Annotated in this window: 15 protein-coding genes (1 of these 15 cut by a window edge); 10 read left to right on the top strand and 5 right to left on the bottom strand. The window is 58.1% G+C overall.

The genetic code is table 11. The features are described from left to right. On the bottom strand, positions 1-175 hold the beginning of the coding sequence (locus U1E20_RS06105; RefSeq protein ID WP_409979716.1) for a hypothetical protein. It extends 1,136 nt beyond the left edge of the window; the window shows 175 of its 1,311 coding nt (coding positions 1-175); it begins with the start codon at positions 173-175; its stop codon lies beyond the left edge, outside the window. Positions 176-769: 594 nt separating this feature from the next. Between U1E20_RS06105 and U1E20_RS06100 the strand changes: the two genes are divergently transcribed. Both U1E20_RS06100 and U1E20_RS06095 read left to right on the top strand, forming a co-directional pair. Continuing rightward, positions 770-1,363, top strand: a complete 594-nt coding sequence (locus U1E20_RS06100; protein ID WP_409979715.1) for a hypothetical protein — start codon at positions 770-772, stop codon at positions 1,361-1,363. Beyond that, positions 1,360-1,599, top strand: coding sequence for a hypothetical protein (locus U1E20_RS06095; protein WP_409979714.1), 240 nt, complete (start codon positions 1,360-1,362; stop codon positions 1,597-1,599). Before U1E20_RS06100 ends, U1E20_RS06095 begins: the two co-directional genes overlap by 4 nt. Before the next feature lie 996 nt (positions 1,600-2,595). Here the strand turns inward: U1E20_RS06095 and U1E20_RS06090 are convergent. Continuing rightward, positions 2,596-3,348, bottom strand: coding sequence for a hypothetical protein (locus tag U1E20_RS06090; protein WP_409979713.1), 753 nt, complete (start codon positions 3,346-3,348; stop codon positions 2,596-2,598). On the opposite strand from U1E20_RS06090, the gene U1E20_RS06085 reads away from it, so the two are divergent. Next, entirely contained in the window at positions 3,331-5,604 is a 2,274-nt protein-coding gene (locus U1E20_RS06085) for a glycosyltransferase (protein WP_409979712.1), read from the top strand. The two genes, U1E20_RS06090 and U1E20_RS06085, sit on opposite strands and share 18 nt — an antisense overlap. A gap of 165 nt (positions 5,605-5,769) precedes the next feature. Here U1E20_RS06085 and U1E20_RS06080 read toward each other — a convergent pair whose 3' ends face one another. Continuing rightward, entirely contained in the window at positions 5,770-6,564 is a 795-nt protein-coding gene (locus U1E20_RS06080; RefSeq protein WP_409979711.1) for a methyltransferase domain-containing protein, read from the bottom strand. A 227-nt stretch (positions 6,565-6,791) separates the two neighbouring features. Here U1E20_RS06080 and U1E20_RS06075 point away from each other — a divergent pair, with 227 nt between their 5' ends. Then, on the top strand, positions 6,792-7,736 hold the full coding sequence (locus U1E20_RS06075; RefSeq protein ID WP_409979710.1) for a class I SAM-dependent methyltransferase: 945 nt from the start codon (positions 6,792-6,794) through the stop codon (positions 7,734-7,736). Between the two features lie 211 nt (positions 7,737-7,947). Next, positions 7,948-8,754 carry a molybdate ABC transporter substrate-binding protein gene (gene modA, locus U1E20_RS06070; RefSeq protein WP_409979709.1) on the top strand — a complete coding sequence of 269 codons (807 nt, stop codon included), beginning with the start codon at positions 7,948-7,950 and terminating at the stop codon, positions 8,752-8,754. Positions 8,755-9,044: 290 nt separating this feature from the next. Here the strand turns inward: modA and U1E20_RS06065 are convergent, their stop codons facing one another. Continuing rightward, positions 9,045-10,763: an OprO/OprP family phosphate-selective porin gene (locus U1E20_RS06065; protein WP_409979708.1), complete on the bottom strand. Its 1,719-nt coding sequence runs from the start codon at positions 10,761-10,763 to the stop codon at positions 9,045-9,047. A gap of 478 nt (positions 10,764-11,241) precedes the next feature. Between U1E20_RS06065 and U1E20_RS06060 the strand changes: the two genes are divergently transcribed. From U1E20_RS06060 to U1E20_RS06040, 5 genes are all read left to right on the top strand, one after another. Next, positions 11,242-11,448 (top strand): molybdopterin-binding protein, encoded by a 207-nt coding sequence (locus U1E20_RS06060; RefSeq protein WP_409979707.1) that lies wholly within the window; start codon positions 11,242-11,244, stop codon positions 11,446-11,448. Positions 11,449-11,942: 494 nt separating this feature from the next. Further along, positions 11,943-12,638, top strand: coding sequence for a molybdate ABC transporter permease subunit (modB, locus tag U1E20_RS06055; protein WP_409980359.1), 696 nt, complete (start codon positions 11,943-11,945; stop codon positions 12,636-12,638). Then, positions 12,635-13,729, top strand: a complete 1,095-nt coding sequence (gene modC, locus U1E20_RS06050; protein WP_409979706.1) for a molybdenum ABC transporter ATP-binding protein — start codon at positions 12,635-12,637, stop codon at positions 13,727-13,729. The genes modB and modC overlap by 4 nt, the downstream gene beginning before the upstream one ends. A gap of 260 nt (positions 13,730-13,989) precedes the next feature. After that, positions 13,990-15,195, top strand: a complete 1,206-nt coding sequence (locus tag U1E20_RS06045) for an NAD-dependent formate dehydrogenase (protein ID WP_409979705.1) — start codon at positions 13,990-13,992, stop codon at positions 15,193-15,195. A gap of 124 nt (positions 15,196-15,319) precedes the next feature. Further along, entirely contained in the window at positions 15,320-16,294 is a 975-nt protein-coding gene (locus tag U1E20_RS06040) for a LysR family transcriptional regulator (protein WP_409980358.1), read from the top strand. A gap of 242 nt (positions 16,295-16,536) precedes the next feature. On the opposite strand, the gene U1E20_RS06035 is transcribed toward U1E20_RS06040, so the two are convergent. Further along, positions 16,537-16,872 (bottom strand): LysR family transcriptional regulator, encoded by a 336-nt coding sequence (locus U1E20_RS06035; RefSeq protein WP_409979704.1) that lies wholly within the window; start codon positions 16,870-16,872, stop codon positions 16,537-16,539. Between the last annotated feature and the right edge of the window lie 548 nt (positions 16,873-17,420).

Raw genomic sequence — 17,420 nt, 5'->3', positions numbered from 1 at the left:
GGCGCTCCAAATTAATGCCGGCCAGCGTTTCGGGGTTTGCGAATGAATCGTTCGCCTCCTCGTCGCCTTTGGTCGGATAGCCCGCGACCGACTCTTCGTTAAACGCCGACGTCAGTTTGGAGCCGGAACGCCTCGGATCATTCTGCTCATCCGCGACCTCATTGCGTATGAGCACGCTCGACTCATGTCGTTCCTCAAGAGGGTTCCACTGGCGATCATGCGCCGCGACCGCAGATTCGGCTTCGCGAAGGCCGGCCTTCTTCCTTCGGGCATGTTTCCGTTTTTGTCGCATCATAGGTTCGATCAATTGGCGGAGCGGGTCGCTATCTCACGGTTTCTTGCTCGACGGAGGATTTTGCCCGGTAGAAGCCGCCGATTTCGCTTCCTACGGAACCGGGCAAGCCGTTTTCCCTTCCCTACAACCGTTGGATCGCATCGCTCAGCAACGTCGTTCGCGATGAACCGAGAATAGCGCTCGCAAGCATAACTTGCTTGCACGGCCATGGCCATGCCCTTTCGCGTCACGCGAAGCGGGGAGGAGACGGAATGCCCGGCCCCCGCTTTAGATCGCAGCATCAGCGGCGGCGCGCCGACGTCCGTTAACGGCGGGGGCGCCGCCCTTTCATTCGCGGCCGAGCGTCCGTCCCGGCCGGACTGAGCCCGTCAGGCCTGTCGCCGTGCAGTGAAACAGGGGCGATGTTGACAGGTCGCAAAAGCCAACCTATCGATTGAAGGCTCGCTTGCGCCGAGAAACGCAGGAGTTTTTTGTGTGAAATTTGACGTCGACAATAAAAAGAAGATCGACGCGTACTTCGGTGACCAACGACCATCGAATGCCCGGTACGAGGGCCAATTGACTCACTCGTTCCAGAGCGCCTTAGAAGACTGTCACGCCAAGGTCACGGAAGCGGACTCACATTTCTATCACATGATTGATTTGGGAGACGGCGAACTTCGTAACGGCGTCTGGGGCGACCACGAGCAAACCTATCTCGGCGGTTGCGGCCTAGTGGGAAAGCGCGTGCTCGAAATAGAGTCGGCAAGCGGCTTTTTGTCCGCCTATCTTGCTTCGAAATGCGCCGATTTGGTCGTTTTCGATTTGCCCCTCGGCTCCACTTCGGAATTGGCGCCGTTCGCGGAGATCGACGATATGGAAGAATTCGCTAGGGAAGCGCGGCGCTCAGTGGAGCAACTGCGAAACAGCTGGTGGATGACCAAACGCAAGCTCAGATTCAACGGTTCCGCCGTTTACCGCGACGTATATAATCCCCCGAGCGATCTGGGACGTTTCGACGTCACGGTGTTGGGCTCCATCCTCCTTCATCTGTCGGACCCGTTCGGAGCGTGGGCGCGCCCTCAATGAAGGCGGACAGCCAAGACTTGTATGGCGCCGCGCACATGATATTCGCGCCGAACCCTCTGCCTAATGGCATTGTTCATTGGTGGACGCTGTCCACCGACTCGGTTCGGCCCATGCTGGGCAAGCTGGGGTTCGCCGATTGCGTCGTGACCACCCATTCGCCAAAGCGAATGACGTCGTCTCCGCCGTTGTTCACAGTTGTCGCGCGCCGCGCCGGCAAGTCGGGACCGAAGAAATAGCTTTAGCGGGTCTAATGGCCGGAACCGGATCCATCTGCAATTCTCGGTTCCCGTCGGGAGCGGGTTATGCGAAAAAACGAGCGGCGCGAAGGCGCGAAGCAAAAGAGCGCTTTGCTTTCCTCCTTGAAAGGCCTATGGATCCGTAAGAAGGCGCCGCCCGTCGAGACCGCCCCCGTTAGACAGGTCAGTCCGCATCCGCTTTTTGACGCGGGCTGGTATCTGCAAAGAAACCCGGATCTTCCTGCCAATCTGGCGACATTCGCCCATTACTTCGAAGATGGATGGCGCGATCTGAGATCGCCGCATCCGCTTTTCTCGATCGAATATTACTATGATAAGCGACCCGACGTTAAAGAGTCGGGCCTCGAGCCCTTAGGCCATTTCATCGCTTATGGATTCAAGGAGGGCAGCAATCCCCACCCCTTGTTCGATGTGTTGTTCTATCTTCGGCAGAACCCGCACCTCGATGGACTCGATCCGTTGACGCATTACGTCATGACGGGATGGAAGGAGGGCCTCAAGCCGAACGCCCGATTCACGCCGAGCTGGTACATCGAACAACATCCCGATGTCAGGCGCGCTAAGATGGAGCCACTCGCACATTTTCTTATGCATGGCCTCTATGAGAAACGGCGTTATTCCGAGATCCATGAATTTGGAACGCACCCTCTCGAAGTCGAAGTCTTGCGACTGTATGGGACGGATATTGAGCTCATGCCCTGCTTGGCGCCGGAAGCTTCCGACGTTGGTAGTCGGCCGCTTTCAGCGGGCAGGCATTCATTTTCGCTCGATGTGGGGGCTGCCGCCGCGGCAGCTTCTAAATTCAAAAAGATTAAGCAGCCTTCTTCAGCGATTCATGGAAATGAAGCCGCACAGAATAGGTACGCTATCGCGCTGTCTGGCGACAATTCAAGGAATTCAGAGTTTAAGTCCCCAATCACTATGGATGACTATTATACGTCAACCCAATATTTTGATTCCTACGAATATACACTTTTATATCCCGATGTTGGTCGAGCGTTTAATTTCGATCCCGAAGCCTGTCGTCAGCATTGGCTCTCCAGCGGACGCAAGGAGGGCCGGTTTGGCCCAGGCGTCGCGCTCTTCCTTGGGCGCAAGGCGTCGGTCGAAAATGTTTTGAAGAAGCCGTTCGGCCTCAACATCTATGGCCCTTTCGGCGCGATCAGCGGGCTGGGCATTGCCGCGCGTAATTTGGCCGAAGCGGTTAAGAGCAGCGGCGTTCCTTTCGAGCTCCATGTCTTCGACGTGTCCCAGGGCTTGCCGCGCGTCACTCCTGACGCGAGAAGCCGGAAGGGGACATATCGCGCCAATCTCATCCTCGCCAACGCCGACCAAATTGAGAATGTCATCCGTCTCTATCCGGACGGGCATTTCGACGGATATTATAATATCGCGGAATGGGCCTGGGAGCTCGCGTCGTTTCGCCCCGATTGGTTTGGCGTTTTCAGCGCCATCGACGAAGTGTGGGCTTATAGTTCGTTCGCTGTCGACGCCATTTCCGCCAATGCGCCGATTCCAGTCCGCAAAATGTCGCTTCCGATCATCGCCGAAGCCGCGTCTTGCACTGACGCGCGCGAACGCTTCGGCATTCCGCAAGACAAATTTGTGTTCTTGACTGTCTTTGATGTCGGAAGCACTACGGCGCGCAAAAATCCGATGGCCGTCGTCAAGGCGTTTTGCGAAGGGTTTGGCGACGATCGTGAGGCATTTTTGATCGTTAAATTTCATGCGACGCAAAATTACGGTCCTGACCTGCTTCGCGAGCTGACCGAGGCGGTTTCGGGGTTGAGCAACGCGGTGGTGATGTCCGATTGCCTGTCCGAAGTCGACATGGATTTGTTGCGGGCCGCGTCAGATTGTCTTGTCTCGGCGCATCGAAGCGAAGGCTTCGGGCTGAACCTCGGCGAGTTCATGGCGCTCGGCAAGGCGGTTGTCGCGACGAATTATTCCGGCAACGTTGATTTTTTTTCAGAGGACGTTGGCTATCCGATCGATTATCGGCTCCTGGAGATTGACGAGCAGGTTGGTCCCTATCTTCCCGGCTATGTGTGGGCGGAGCCAGACTCTGCTTCGCTCGTGAAGCAAATGAGATTGGCGTTCGACGACCGAAAGCGATCGTCGCGCCGTCAAGCGGCCAAGGATCGGATCAAGGACTTTTCTCCGGCGGCGATCGGCAAGGCGATCAGAAGCCGGCTGGAGGCGCTCGACCTCGATAAGAACCTCGGCGAAAGCGGATTGGAGTTTAGAAAATATCTATGCCGTTCGCACACGGTCGCCAACCCGTCGCTCTGCGCGACGCTCAGCCGGGAAACGCGCGACAAAATTGAGAAAATGGCCTTTAGACCGCGGCTCTCGATCGTCGTGCCGGTCTACAATGTCCCTCCGCGATATCTTCAGGAATGCATCGAGTCGGTCCGGTCGCAGTCTTATCCATTCTGGGAGCTCTGTCTTTGTGACGATGCCTCTTCCGACCAGGACTCGGTGTCTGCGCTCGAGGCCTATCGAGGATCGGACGCTCGCATAAAAATTCGACGACTGGCCGCGAATGTGGGAATCGCCGGCGCCACCAACGCGGCGGCGGAAATCGCGACGGGTGAATTCCTGCTCTTCCTCGACAATGACGACGTGCTTGCACCGGACGCTTTGATGGAGATCGTTTTCGCGCTCAACGAAGATCAATCATTAGATTGTGTTTACACTGATGAAGAAAAGATCGATGAGCGCGGCGATCTGATCGAACATTTTTATAAGCCGGACTGGTCTCCGGAGCATCTCGAATCCGTCATGTACGTGCTTCACGCGCTTGTGCTGCGCAAGCGCCTGTTTTTGGAACTCGGGGGCCTGCGTTCGGAATTCGATGGCGCGCAGGATTTCGATCTGATGTTGCGCGTTTCTCGCGCCACGAAGAATATTCATCATATTCAGCGCGCGCTCTATGGCTGGCGCGCCATACCGGGATCCGCGGCCGCCGCCGTTGACGCCAAGCCATATGCGCTGGAAGCTGGTTTTCGTGCGATTGCGGATCACGCCGCTGCAAAATATGGCGCGCGGGCGAGTGTCGAGAAAGGCCTTCTGCCTGGCACTTTTCGCGTCCGCCGACCTTATCCCTCGGATACGAGGGTGTCGTTGCTCATCTTGACGAACAATGGCGAGATCGAGCTTCCCGGTCGTGGAACGATACGGATCGTCGACAATTTCGTCGACTCGATCTTGTCGAAAACGGACTATCCCAACTACGAGATCGTCGTCGTCGACAATTCGCGGCTCTCCGCGAGGCAGATAAAGAGATTCAAGCAATTGGGCGTACGGGTCGAGAATTACCTCGGACAGGTCAAACCGTTCAATTTCGCCGCGAAGGCGAACTTTTCCGTTCAATGCGCGCAAAGTGAACATATCGTATTACTGAATGACGATATGGAAGTTCTAAACGAGGACTGGCTGGCCGCGCTCATGGAACTGGCGCAAGATCCCGAGATCGGCGTCGTCGGCGCCAAGCTCATGCATGTCGGAGGCACTCTCCAGCACGTCGGGATGGTGCTCGGCATCGGGGGCGGCGCGGCGCATCCTTACCACGGATTTCCAGGCGACTATGTCGGCTACAACTCATTCACGCATATTATACGCAACTACGCCGCCGTCACCGGCGCCTGTTTCGCGACACGCAAGGGCGTAATCTCGGAAGTCGGCGGCTTTGATGAACAATTTGCGGTAGACTACAATGACACGGACTTATGTTTGCGGATGTTAGAGCGGGGGTATCGTATCGCCTACACCCCTTATGCGCAGCTCAGCCATTTTGAGGGGTTTTCCATCAAAAGACACGAACCGAACCCCACCGAAGTCGGGCTGTTCGTAAAGAAATGGGCGAGATATATTGAGAACGACCCCTATTACAATATCAATCTGTCACGAAACAAGCTCGATTTCTCTAGTCGCGAGGATCGCGAATCGACATTGTCGACCGCGTGTCAATCGAGTTCTTGATCGGCCGCTCAATCGCCGCTCACTGAAAGTGGTCTAGCGCGCAAAGCGCGCTCGACGCCTTTCGAGACGATCGCTTCATCCGCATTGCGAACAATCTTGCCCGAATGCAGCGTGATCGAGCGCCTGTGGCGGCGATGGCGGAATTGCTTGAAAGGCCGCGCGACTTCACGTCGTCGATTTTTGCAGCACGAGCGTATCCTGCAGGTTCAAAGCGAACCTGGGGAACCATGCAAGCAGGTTAAAATATCGCGACCAGGTTTCATGGACATATTTTATTTTGTGGAATGCCGCGCCATAGTATTCGGGCAGCGCCGCCTCGGCGGCCGTGCGGCCTTTTATATATAGAAATCCCTCCGCATTCATCGCGTTCATCAGGACTTGCGCCGTCTCCGGCTGTCCGGCGCGAATCACATCGTTATAGTACGATCTGAATGCATGATCGCCATGGACGGTGGTAATCAGCACGCCGCCGGGCTTCAACAAGCGACGCAGTTCGCCCAGCCACGCATGCTGGACGTCTTCGGGCAGATGGGTGAATACGCTGTGAGAGACGATGAGGTCGGCGCTATTGTCAGGCATGGACGCAGGCGGCAAGTCGGAGAGAACATAACCAATCGCGTCCAAATTGCGGACGACCCAATCGATCGCTTCAGCATCCGGATCGAGGCCGATCAGCGTCTGCGCGGCGGGATCCATTTTTGATCGAAGATGGCGTATCGCCCTTCCGCATCCGCAGCCGAAATCGACGATCGTCTGGAAATCACCCCACTTCTTGCCGATGGCGGCTAATGCTCTGGTCCATTCATCAACGGTCGCCGCCCCCGACAAATCGAAACTCTTGGGGTCTCTCGCTCCGGAGACGCGCTCGCGAAGTTCTTCTGGCGGTAGCGGCGCGACTCCCATATCAATCTCCATCTTGGCTCTTTCCGTCAGGGCCGGGTCGAAACCGCCGGCCAGCAAAGCCCTAAATTCGGGTTGGCCCTTATCTCAGCCGATCAAATATCACGATTGACCGATCGTGATGGTTTGAGGTTTTATATCATTTCAGCGTTAGGTTCATCGCCGTATACTGTCAATCTTTTGACGCGTCCGGCGGGGCGCTAAACGAAGTATGGGCGCTCCTATTGAATTCTGGAGCCGCGGCAGGCCCTTCCTGGAAACCAGTTATTTAATGGAACGAGGATCGCATGATCGTGATTGAAGTGGCGACTCCGTCCAATTTCTTCGCCGACGGATATATTCTCGCCAATCCAGATCTCGCGGAATTTCTGGAAAGGGGCGGCGACGCCGCCACCCATTTCAATGATTGGGGACACAAGGAAGGCAGACGTCAGGTCGGACGCGAGTTTCTCCAAAACCGCGGTCGATTGAACCGAGAAAAATATCAGCGATTCGTTGCTTCGATCGATCCGAACAAGCACTTTCAATTCCTGGGCGACATAGGCGCTTTTCCGATCGGATTCGGTGATAAGCACTTCGACGTCAGCCGCTATGATTCTGAGTCGGCGCATCCGGTCTATGGGCCCTTTGCGGCCGAGATGGCTCAAAATCCGAACAAGCTTTATGCGGACATCGGCGCGGGGCTCAGGAGCGAAGTGTTCGATAATTGTCTTTACATCGAGGTCTATCCCTCGATGACGACCGACATGCTTGTTGAAGCGGATTGCTTCTATCCGTTGAAATCGAACTCGCTCGACGGCGTCGGCTGTTTCGCGGTGCTCGAACATGTGTCCAAACCCTGGCAGGTGGTCGACGAAATTCGAAGGGTGCTGAAGCCGGGCGGAAAAGCATTCATCGACTGGCCCTTTCTGCAACCGGTCCACGGTTATCCGTCGCATTATTTCAACGCGACGCGACAAGGCCTTGAGTTGATGTTTTCCGAAGGGTTCGAGATCGAGTTTTGTCGAACCGAGGGCAATCAGACGCCTGCCTTCACGATCCAGTGGGTGGTCGGAAAATTTCTGCATGATCTGCCGCCAGAAAAGCGCGCGATTATCGGCGCGATGTCGGTGAGCGAGTTTGCCGCGCAAGTTCCGATCGGACCGTTCTGGCAACATATTTTGACGGGTTTGCCAGATTCGATGATTTCCGAATTTGCGTGCGGCAATACGCTCATCGCCACCAAGCGATAGGCGTCTCGTTCCGACTGGCACCCTGCAATTTCGAAAACTTTCAGACGCTGAGCAGTTCGTCGAGCGTGCGCGCTTCGTACGGGGCGCCGATGGCGGACGCATGAAATTTGCGCATGACTTCGTGCCATCGGGCAATTATACGCTATAAAGTCACAATACTTAACGCAGCGGCCGACGCCACTCATGGCGTCACGCCCGAAGGAGCCTTCTCATGATCGATTTTCGCAGCTTCGTCGTCGCCTTCTCGATTGCGTTGATCGCGACGAGGGCGGGCGCCGAAGCTCCAGCCGCGTCGGCGCCGGCGGGCGGACAATCCGCTGATCACTCCATTACGCTGTTCGCGGCAGCCAGCCTCAAGAATGCGCTGGACGCCGCCGCCGCCGCCTATAAGCAAAAGAGCGGCGTCGACGCGACGATCAGCTATGCGGGATCCATGGCGCTCGCCAAGCAAATCGAATCGGGCGCGCCGGCGGAGATTTTTCTTTCGGCGGATGTCCCGTCGATGGCCTATCTCGCCGACAGAAATCTCATCCAGCCAAAGACGCGCTTCGATCTCCTCGGCAATACGCTCGTGCTGATCGCGCCGCGGACGTCGAAATTGGAAAAGGTCGCTTTGACCAAGGATGCGCTCGCGGCGGCGATCGGCTCAGGCAAAATTGCGACGGGAGACGTCGCCTCGGTTCCGGTCGGCAAATATGCAAAGGCCGCCCTCGACAAGCTCGGTCTGTGGGACGTCGCCGAGCCGCATTTCGCCTTCACCGACAATGTTCGTTCCGCGCTGATGTTTGTCGCGCGCGAGGAAGCGCCGCTTGGCATCGTCTATCTCACCGACGCCAAATCGGAACCGAAAGTGAAGATAGTGGCCACGTTTCCGGCGTCGTCACATCCGCCGATCGTTTATCCCGTGGCGCTGACCGCCAACGCCAAGAGCGACGGACCGACGAAATTTCTCAACTTCCTGAAAGGACCCGAAGCGAAGGCGATTTTTAGGGAGCAAGGATTCGTGACGCTGCGCTGAGCGGTTGACGCCATGCGCGCGGTCGCCGGCTTTTCCATCGGCCGGGACCGCGCTTCATGATCGAGAGGCGAGCCTCGTCCTCCTAGAAGTAAACCTTGGCGCGCATCTCGAACAGATTTGGATGGGCGCCGGTCGAGTAGCTCTGGTTCAAGTTGCCGTTGAGGGGCGCCACGATATTCATGACCCGAGTCTAGCTGCGCTAAAAATTGACTCAACGATCGCCATGCCCTCGGAGCTGGCTGGCGCTGCTTCCGCCCCGATATCTCGGCGCTGGGCGTTCTTGACGGCGACTACCAATTGACCTGGGTCCGCACCAGGAAGGTATTGGGATGGGCGCCGTTGAGATAGGCGCGATCCCATGGCGCCATGAGCGTCGCGACATGCGTCCAGTTGAACATGAAGCGGACCCCTTTGTCGGGATACCAGTTGACGCCGACCGTCACGTCCTGCTCGCGCCCGCCGTTGATGCTCGAATTCGCGACATAGGCGCGCGTCGCCGCATTCGGCGCGAGGGCAATAAGATTGGCGAAAGCAGATCCCTGGTACGGACCGATATTGAGATTGACCGAGCTGAATCGCGCGGCGAGTTCCCATGCGCCCCACCCGCCGGCGCTCAAAGGCTGCAAAATCTTGATTTCTTCGAAAGTCGCCGGACCGGCGAGGTTCGATACGGAATAGCTAGCGGCGCGCGACTCGCCGGTGAGATACCAAGTGCCATAAACATAATAGCCATTGTAACTCAACGACGTTCCGCCTGGCGCATAAACGCCGGCGAGATTTGCCAGCGCGAGCGAACCGCCCCGGCGATTATATTGCGCGCCCATATATTCCGCTTGCACTGAGAAGGGACCATAGGACCCCATGAATTCGGCGCCATAGCCGATAACGTTGCGCACGCATTTGCCGGCGACGAGCGGATTGCCGGCAACCGAATAGGCGCCACATGAAAGATCCGGCGTTCCAAGCAGATTCGTCTTTAAAACATTGCTTTCCATATTCGTGTTGGAGCCTAAGAGCAAAACGCGATCGTCGTTCGCGCCCGTCGCGGAATTGGGCTGATGATAGCGCCCCGACGCGCCGAGATGGATCATCCTGTCTTTTTCGAGAATGGGCGCATAGGTCGTTCGGGCGGAGACATCGAAATATTGCGCCCCGCCGGTCGACACCCACCCGGCTTTGGGACTGATCCAGAAAGGCACGGGTTGGAGCGCTGCGGGCGCCAGCGCTTTGTCTTGCGTGCTCGTCGAAAACACGCCGGCCTTGAGCGTCCAATTTGATCCATGCGCCAGGAAGGAGCCTCCGAGATGGCGCGCCGCGCCGAATACGTCGCTCATCAGCGAGCGATCCATGAAGTCGAGCGTGAGCCTTGAATTGATCCGCTCGAGGCCCATCGGCTCCCATTGGTTGCCGATTTCGAGCGCCACGGGCTCCGTGGTGAATGGCAGCTGCAACGCCGGATGTTTCAGGACGAGATAGGCGTCGCGAATGCCGCCCAGCACCCCGATCGCCGAAGTATTGGCGAAATCATAGGAGAGCTTATATTCCCACATCTTCGCCGCGCGGCCTTCGACTTGCAGCCAGGCATACGTGATATTGGCAAAGCCATTGTAGCCTCTTTCAGGCTGCGATGAGCCGCCTCCGTCGACGATCAAGCGACCACCGAGCCGGAAGCTGTATGCCTTGTCCTCGGTCTCGACGGCGAGCCCGTTGCGAAAAGTGACCAGCACGGGTGGGGGCGGCGGCGGTTGCTGAGCGCCCTTGGCGCCCGCCAAGCCTTTCGCTGCGGCGGCGTTCACGATATTCGTCGACTTTTGCGCAGTGGCCTTGGCGTCTTGAGCCTCCTTGCGCAGCTTTGCGATTTCGCGCGCCTGCATCCGCTGAAGATTCTCGAGTTGTCGAATTCTCTCCTCTATCCCATCCGTGCTCGCATGGGCTCCAGCGGAAAAGAGCGCCGCGGACATCGCGGCGACGGAGATCGTCGCTGCATAATTGCTCGTGAATTTGGCCACCTGATCCTCTCGTCAGCTAGGGGCGCTCGAATAGCGCTATATATCTAGTCTCCATAGCTAAGGTTGGCGGTCAATACGTTATATATTTTAAATACCTAGTGAACGGATATCTGTTGCTTAAATGACACAGTACATTGCAAGCTAGACGAACAAAGCGCGTAAAGTTAGAGCAACATTTGAGTATTTCCTGGTCATCTCGCGATCGGTTCGGCGTTGGCGAACGCCTTCAACCCGCAGGCGCCCCGCCGTATTTCATCCGGAAACGCCTCGGGCGCGCTGCGTCGCTCATTCGCGGAAATTGTGCGGCGGTCGCATTGACGAACTGGCCGCGCGCGACGCCAGGCAGAAAACTTTTTTCGCATATTGTGGACGACAGGGGGATCGCACTACGCTCATATGCAGCGAACGCTTCCGTTGATTGAGGCGAGCGGCGTCCGCCCAGAGAAAGCGCTGATCGGCGCTATTAGGAGGCATAAGAATGAAGCTTTCGGCTCGAAATGTCATCGACGGCACGGTCAAGGAAGTCAAAAAGGGCGCGACCACCGCCCATGTATTGATTGACGTCAATGGCGCGATCATCACCGCCGCGATCACCAATGAATCGGTCGATGAGCTGGGCCTGAAGGCGGGCGCCAAGGTGAAAGCCGTCATCAAATCGTCCGACGTGATGGTCGCCGTCGTCTGACCACTCGACAGCCGCCAGGAAAGCTCTAGCGGCTCGTAGTGACCGCGCGGCATTTGGGCGCGACCGCCGAAATGCGGCGTCGATGACGCGCTCGATCCAAAACCTTGTTCGAGCGCGCTTTGCCCGACAAGCCGGCGTCCAATCCGCCACCGCGCCGGCGGCATGGGCCGGTCCAATACCGATCTGGTCAAAGCTTCCCTGTGCCGTCAATATATAGCGAATTAGTAACGCCTCGCCGCCTGCCGGCGCTGGCGGCGCCGATCTTGCGCGCCGAACGATCGCCTGGAGCGGAAGACGGAAGTCTCTCCGGCTCCATCGGTCGCGACGGCCGAGGTCGCTGCGTCGCTTCGCTCGCGCATTTGCTTCGGTCGGAAAAAGCGAGCGGCTGGCGACGGCCGCGGACCATGAAAGCGCCGCGCGAACGGACTGCATGGGGAATAGCGCCATCCAAACCGCCAAAGGACGCCGCATTGAACGACTTTCTCTCCGCCGCCATTTTCGAATTGTCGCCCGCCGAATGGACGGCGATACGGCTCTCGCTCAAGATCGCGACGGTGGCCACTCTCGCAAGCCTGCCCTTTGGGATTCTTACGGCCTATGCGCTGGCGCGCTGCCAGTTCCCCGGCAAGTCTCTCGTCAACGGCGTCGTTCACCTGCCGCTGGTGCTGCCGCCGGTCGTCACTGGCTTCGTCCTGCTCATGCTGCTCGGGCGCAAAGGCGTGTTCGGCCCCGCGCTCGCCGAGATCGGCATTGTATTCTCCTTTCGCTGGACCGGCGCGGCGGTCGCTTGCGCGGTCATGGGGTTTCCCTTGATGGTCCGCGCCATGCGACTGTCCTTCGAAGCGATCGACCGGCGCCTGGAATTGGCGTCGGCGACGCTCGGGGCCAACCGAATTTGGACGTTTCTTTTGGTTAATCTTCCGCTGGCCGTTCCGGGCGTCATCGTTGGGGCGATTCTCGCTTTCGCCAAGGCGCTGGGAGAGTTTGGCGCGACCATCACCTTCGTCTCGAACATTCCCGGCGAAACGCAGACGATTTCGGCTGCAATCTACAGCTACACCCAGGTTCCCGGCGGCGATGAAAGCGCGATGCGTCTGACGATTGTCGCGGTCTTCATTGCGCTTTCCGCTCTGATGGCTTCCGAGATCATTCAGTGGCGCGCGCAGAAGCGGATCGGGCGCGCCGAATGATCGAGGTCGACGTCAGACTGAAGGCAGGCGCGTTTTCCCTCGACGTCGCCTTCGCCAATGGCGCCGGCGTAACGGCGCTGTTCGGGCAATCCGGCTCGGGAAAATCCTTGACGCTCGGTATCATCGCCGGACTGGCGAAGCCCGACGAAGGATATGTCAGGCTGGATGGCGAGGCGCTGGTCGACGTTGCAAGCAATGTTTTCGTTCCGGCGTCGCGCCGACGCGTCGGACTCGTCTTCCAGGATTCCAATCTCTTTCCGCATCTCAGCGTCAAGCAGAATCTCCTGTACGGCCGCTGGTTCGCGCCTCGAAGCGAACGTCGGATCGATTTCGACGCCGTCGTCGAAACCCTTGGCATTGGCGCGCTGATATCGCGTTCGCCAACCCGTCTGTCGGGCGGCGAAAGGCAGCGCGTCGCAATCGGCCGCGCTTTGTTGTCCTGCCCGAAACTGCTTCTTCTGGACGAACCGCTGGCGGCGCTCGACATGCAGCGCAAGCTCGAAATCCTGCCGCTGATCGAACGCATCAGGGACGACTTCGACGTCCCCATCGTCTATGTCTCGCACGCCGTCGAGGAAGTGGCGCGTCTGGCGTCCCGCGTCGTCGTCATCGACGGCGGACGGGTGAAATTCGTCGGCGATCCCGCCGAAGCCTTCAATCGTCTCGCCAATTCTCCGGCGATGAATCGTTTCGATCGTTCCTCGCTCCTGACGGCTTCGGTCGACGAAGCATCCCTCGCTTATGGATTGACCAAGCTAAAACATCCGTCGGGAACGATCTGGATCAATGGTTCGGCAGGGCAGTCGGAAGGTCTGGCGCGCGTCATCGTCAAAGCGACGGATGTCGTACTCTCGCTCGTCGCGCCCCAAGAGATCAGCGCTCGAAGCGTCCTTTGGGGCACGGTGACGAACATCCATTTTGAAGGGCCGATCGCGACCGTCGAAATTGAGCTGAAGGACGACGGACCGCTTCTGGCCACGATCACAAGAGGCGCTCTGGAAGATCTATCCCTGAAAAAGGGCTCTCACGTCTATGCGCTGTTCAAGACTGCGGCGCTCGACGAGCGGTCCATTGGCGTAGTCAACGCTTGAGGCGCATGAGTGGTCGCGCCAAATGGGCGGCGCCCCCCTCTTCAACCGGCATTCTCGCTCCGCGCCGGTTGCGCTCGCCGCATTCCCGATAAGCGAGGCTTATCGGCTCATCCGTCGAAACGAATGGACCGCCGCGCTCGATCCCCGCAAAAGGCGGCGACGGCGTCGGCGTCGGCGTATAGGCCTTATATATAGCACCAGAAACTGGCCGGCGTCGCTCTCAAGACCAGAGAAACGTCCTAGAAGAGAGGATCCGGGCCATGGCAAAAGTTGTTTGCGTGCTCTATGACGACCCCATCGGCGGCTATCCAAAGACCTATGCGCGAGACGACGCTCCGCAGCCGAAAATCTATCCCGACGGCCAGACTCTGCCGACGCCCAAGGCGATCGACTTCACGCCGGGCGCGCTGCTTGGCAGCGTCTCGGGCGAACTCGGCTTACGCCACTATTTGGAGTCGAATGGCCATCAACTGGTCGTCACCTCCAGCAAGGACGGCGCCGACAGCGTTCTCGATCAAGAGCTGCCTGACGCCGAAATCGTGATTTCGCAGCCGTTCTGGCCGGCCTATATGACCGCCGAGCGCATCGCCAAGGCGAAGAAGCTCAAGATGATCGTGACCGCCGGCATCGGCTCGGATCACACCGATCTGCAGGCGGCGATCAAGAACAACATCACCGTCGCCGAAGTCACCTATTGCAACAGCAATGCGGTGGCCGAGCATGTCGTGATGTCGATCCTTGCGCTGGTGCGAAATTTTATCCCCGCCCACAACATCATCCTCAACGGCGGCTGGAACATCGCTGACGCCGTGTCACGGTCCTATGACCTTGAAGCCATGCAGGTTGGCACGGTGGCCGCCGGCCGCATTGGCCTGCGCGTGCTGCGTCTGTTGAAGCCGTTTGGCGTCGGGCTGCACTACATGGACCGTCATCGTCTGCCGGAAGCCGTCGAAAAGGAATTGGACCTTACCTATCATTCCGACCTCGAGAGCCTGGTCAAGGCCAGCGACGTCGTAACGCTGAACTGTCCGCTGCATCCTAAAACCGAGCATATGATCAACGAGCAGACGCTGAAGTTCTTCAAGCGCGGCGCCTATCTCGTCAATACTGCGCGCGGTAAGCTTGTCGATCGCGACGCTTTGGTCCGCGCGCTGGAGAGCGGACATATCGCCGGCTATGCGGGCGACGTCTGGTTCCCGCAGCCGGCGGCCAAGGACCATCCGTGGCGGACGATGCCGAACCATGCGATGACGCCGCATATTTCGGGCACCAGCCTGTCGGCGCAGACGCGTTATGCGGCCGGCGTGCGCGAGATCCTCGAATGCTACTTCGACGACCGTCCGATCCGTGACGAATATCTCATCGTGCAAGGCGGCCGGCTGGCCGGCGTCGGCGCGCATTCCTACAGCGAAGGCGACGCCACCGGCGGCTCGGAAGAAGCGGCGCGTTTCAAAAAGGCAGGCTGAAACGAAATAGAGATACGTGGAAGTGAGGGCGTGTTCTGTCTTGCCCTCACGCAGCGTTGATCGCTTTTCCCGCGCCGATTAAAAAGGAAGAGCGAAAGAAAAATCCGATTTCCTTGTGGGCAGGATGTTCATTCGACAGCTCGAATACCTCATTACGCTCGCCCGAGAACGACATTTCGCCCGGGCGGCTGAGGCCTGTTGCGTCTCGCAACCCGCCTTATCGTCGGCCATTCGCCATCTCGAGGAAGAACTCGGCGTTTCGCTCGTCGCGCGCGGACAAAAATTCGTTGGTCTGACCGAGGAAGGCGAACGGATTCTGGGCTGGGCGCGACAGACGCTCGCGGGTTGGGAGGGCCTGAAGCAGGAGGCGGCGCATTCTCGCGATACGCTCCGGGGCGCTTTGCGCATGGGCGCGATTCCGACGGCGATGCCGATCATGTCGCTCTTGACCGGGCCGTATTGGCGCGCGTTTCCGGCTGTGGTTCAGCAGGTTCAATCGCTGAGCAATGAGGAAATCATCCGTCGCCTCGAAAACTTCGAACTCGATCTCGGCCTGACCTATCTCGAAGAGCAAAATCTAGAAAGGTTTCGTGTGCTCCCTCTCTATCGCGAACGCTATGTGCTGCTCGCGCGCGACGCCGCCTCTTTGAACAATTGCGCCTCGATGAGTTGGCGAGACGCCGCCGAGCTTCCCTTGTGCCTGCTGACCCGCAATATGCAAAACCGGCGTATCGTCGACGCCGTCTTTCGCCGCACTGGCGTGTCGCCGCGCGTCGTCGTCGAGACCGACTCGGTTTTCGCGCTTTATTCCAATGTCAGATGCGCGGATATATACAGCATCATGCCGCACAGCCTTCTGGCGCTTTTCGAATTGCGCGAGGAGCTGACGGCGATTCCGCTCGAGCCGGAATTGAATCGCGGGATCGGACTTATCGCGCTACATAGCGAGCCCGCTGCGCCGATCCTCTCCGCCGTCTGGGCGATTTCCCAACGCTTTGATTTGGAATCGCGGTTCAATTTCCTGGCGACGATGAGTTCAGGGCGCGGCGGTCGGTCCGAAGCCGGCGATGATCCACTCACGACAAAAGCATCTAGCTAAGTCCTCAAGCTTTAGCGCGAAGTTGCGACGTTCCGCAGGCGATTTGCCTCGATCGACGCGATGTTGCGCGCGCTCGGCCTCGCGGCCGACATGCCGTCGCTCCCGCATTTTTGCGCTGATCGCCAAATGAAACCGGACTCCGAGCGCAACTTCCTCAACTGCGAAGGCCGGTTGATATCCCAAATCCTCAAAAGCGACATGGCTATGGTCGAAAGGCGCAAGCCCGAATCTTTCGAAAAATTCTAGCGGCCAGGGAGGGGCGCAAGATGGAGATCGCGCCGCATCGCCGCATAGGCGCCAAGAATCTTTTGAGCCCACAGGAGCGCGGTTTGTCCGTGGCAGGTCAGATGAACCGGCCCGCCTTCGCGTTCAACGACCGGCGCATCGAGATAATTCTCAAGCTCCGCGATTGATCGCCGCAATTGATCTAACGGGACCTGGCAGGCGTTCGCCGCCGATTCGAAGTCGCCTTCAGTGGCCAAGGCGACGAAATGAAAGAGGCAGCTTATCGACATCGAGGCTCGAGGGTCTCGATCGGCGATTGCATTGATGGGTTCATCCGATGCGAAGCTGGCCATCGAGCGCTCCTCACTGCTGCGACAGTTTTAATGCTTCTGCACGCTCGTCGACGCGATTTCCCCAATTCTCCCGAATTAGGCAATCGGCGACCGTCCCCGCCGCGCGCTCACCAGCTAAAGACTCTCATGCAAGTCTATCTCGATCAATAGCTCAATTCCGTCGCATAATTTGACTAAAGAATAATGGATATTTACTGTCCAGTGTAAAACTAGATGTCAGGAAAAGCATATCAGCCAGCCGGGGTGCGGCGCGAAAATGCTAACTATAGTTATGAAATAAATCATCTATATATAGAAAACGATCGCGCTTGTTATTGTAGGCGGCGACGCCTTTCCTACGCCATGCCGGTCCGCCGGGCGATTTGTCGCGCCGCCCCGTTGTGATGTCGTCGAACCAGCCTCGGGACTCTATTGCTGTTCGCTCGTCAGGCTAAGACCTCAGGCAGGCTAGGGGATCTGCGAACGAGAGCCCCAGCGGACGGCATCGGCATATTCGCCAAAAATGTGAGCTTATCGACAAATGTAAGTCAGCGGACAAATTGGCCTTG

It is taken from the genome of Methylocystis sp., from assembly GCF_046349115.1.
In the GTDB taxonomy this organism is placed as follows: domain Bacteria; phylum Pseudomonadota; class Alphaproteobacteria; order Rhizobiales; family Beijerinckiaceae; genus Methylocystis.
Note: the sequence above shows the minus strand (reverse complement) of the source record. Positions and strands in the feature narration are given on the sequence as shown.

Coding starts and splice junctions, on each gene's coding strand:
- U1E20_RS06095 (WP_409979714.1), top strand. CDS start 1,360: ATGAAGGCGGACAGCCAAGACTTGTATGGCGCCGCGCACATGATATTC.
- U1E20_RS06090 (WP_409979713.1), bottom strand. CDS start 3,348: ATGAAATTTAACGATCAAAAATGCCTCACGATCGTCGCCAAACCCTTC.
- U1E20_RS06075 (WP_409979710.1), top strand. CDS start 6,792: ATGATCGTGATTGAAGTGGCGACTCCGTCCAATTTCTTCGCCGACGGA.
- modA (WP_409979709.1), top strand. CDS start 7,948: ATGATCGATTTTCGCAGCTTCGTCGTCGCCTTCTCGATTGCGTTGATC.
- U1E20_RS06060 (WP_409979707.1), top strand. CDS start 11,242: ATGAAGCTTTCGGCTCGAAATGTCATCGACGGCACGGTCAAGGAAGTC.
- modC (WP_409979706.1), top strand. CDS start 12,635: ATGATCGAGGTCGACGTCAGACTGAAGGCAGGCGCGTTTTCCCTCGAC.
- U1E20_RS06045 (WP_409979705.1), top strand. CDS start 13,990: ATGGCAAAAGTTGTTTGCGTGCTCTATGACGACCCCATCGGCGGCTAT.
- U1E20_RS06040 (WP_409980358.1), top strand. CDS start 15,320: ATGTTCATTCGACAGCTCGAATACCTCATTACGCTCGCCCGAGAACGA.
- U1E20_RS06035 (WP_409979704.1), bottom strand. CDS start 16,872: ATGGCCAGCTTCGCATCGGATGAACCCATCAATGCAATCGCCGATCGA.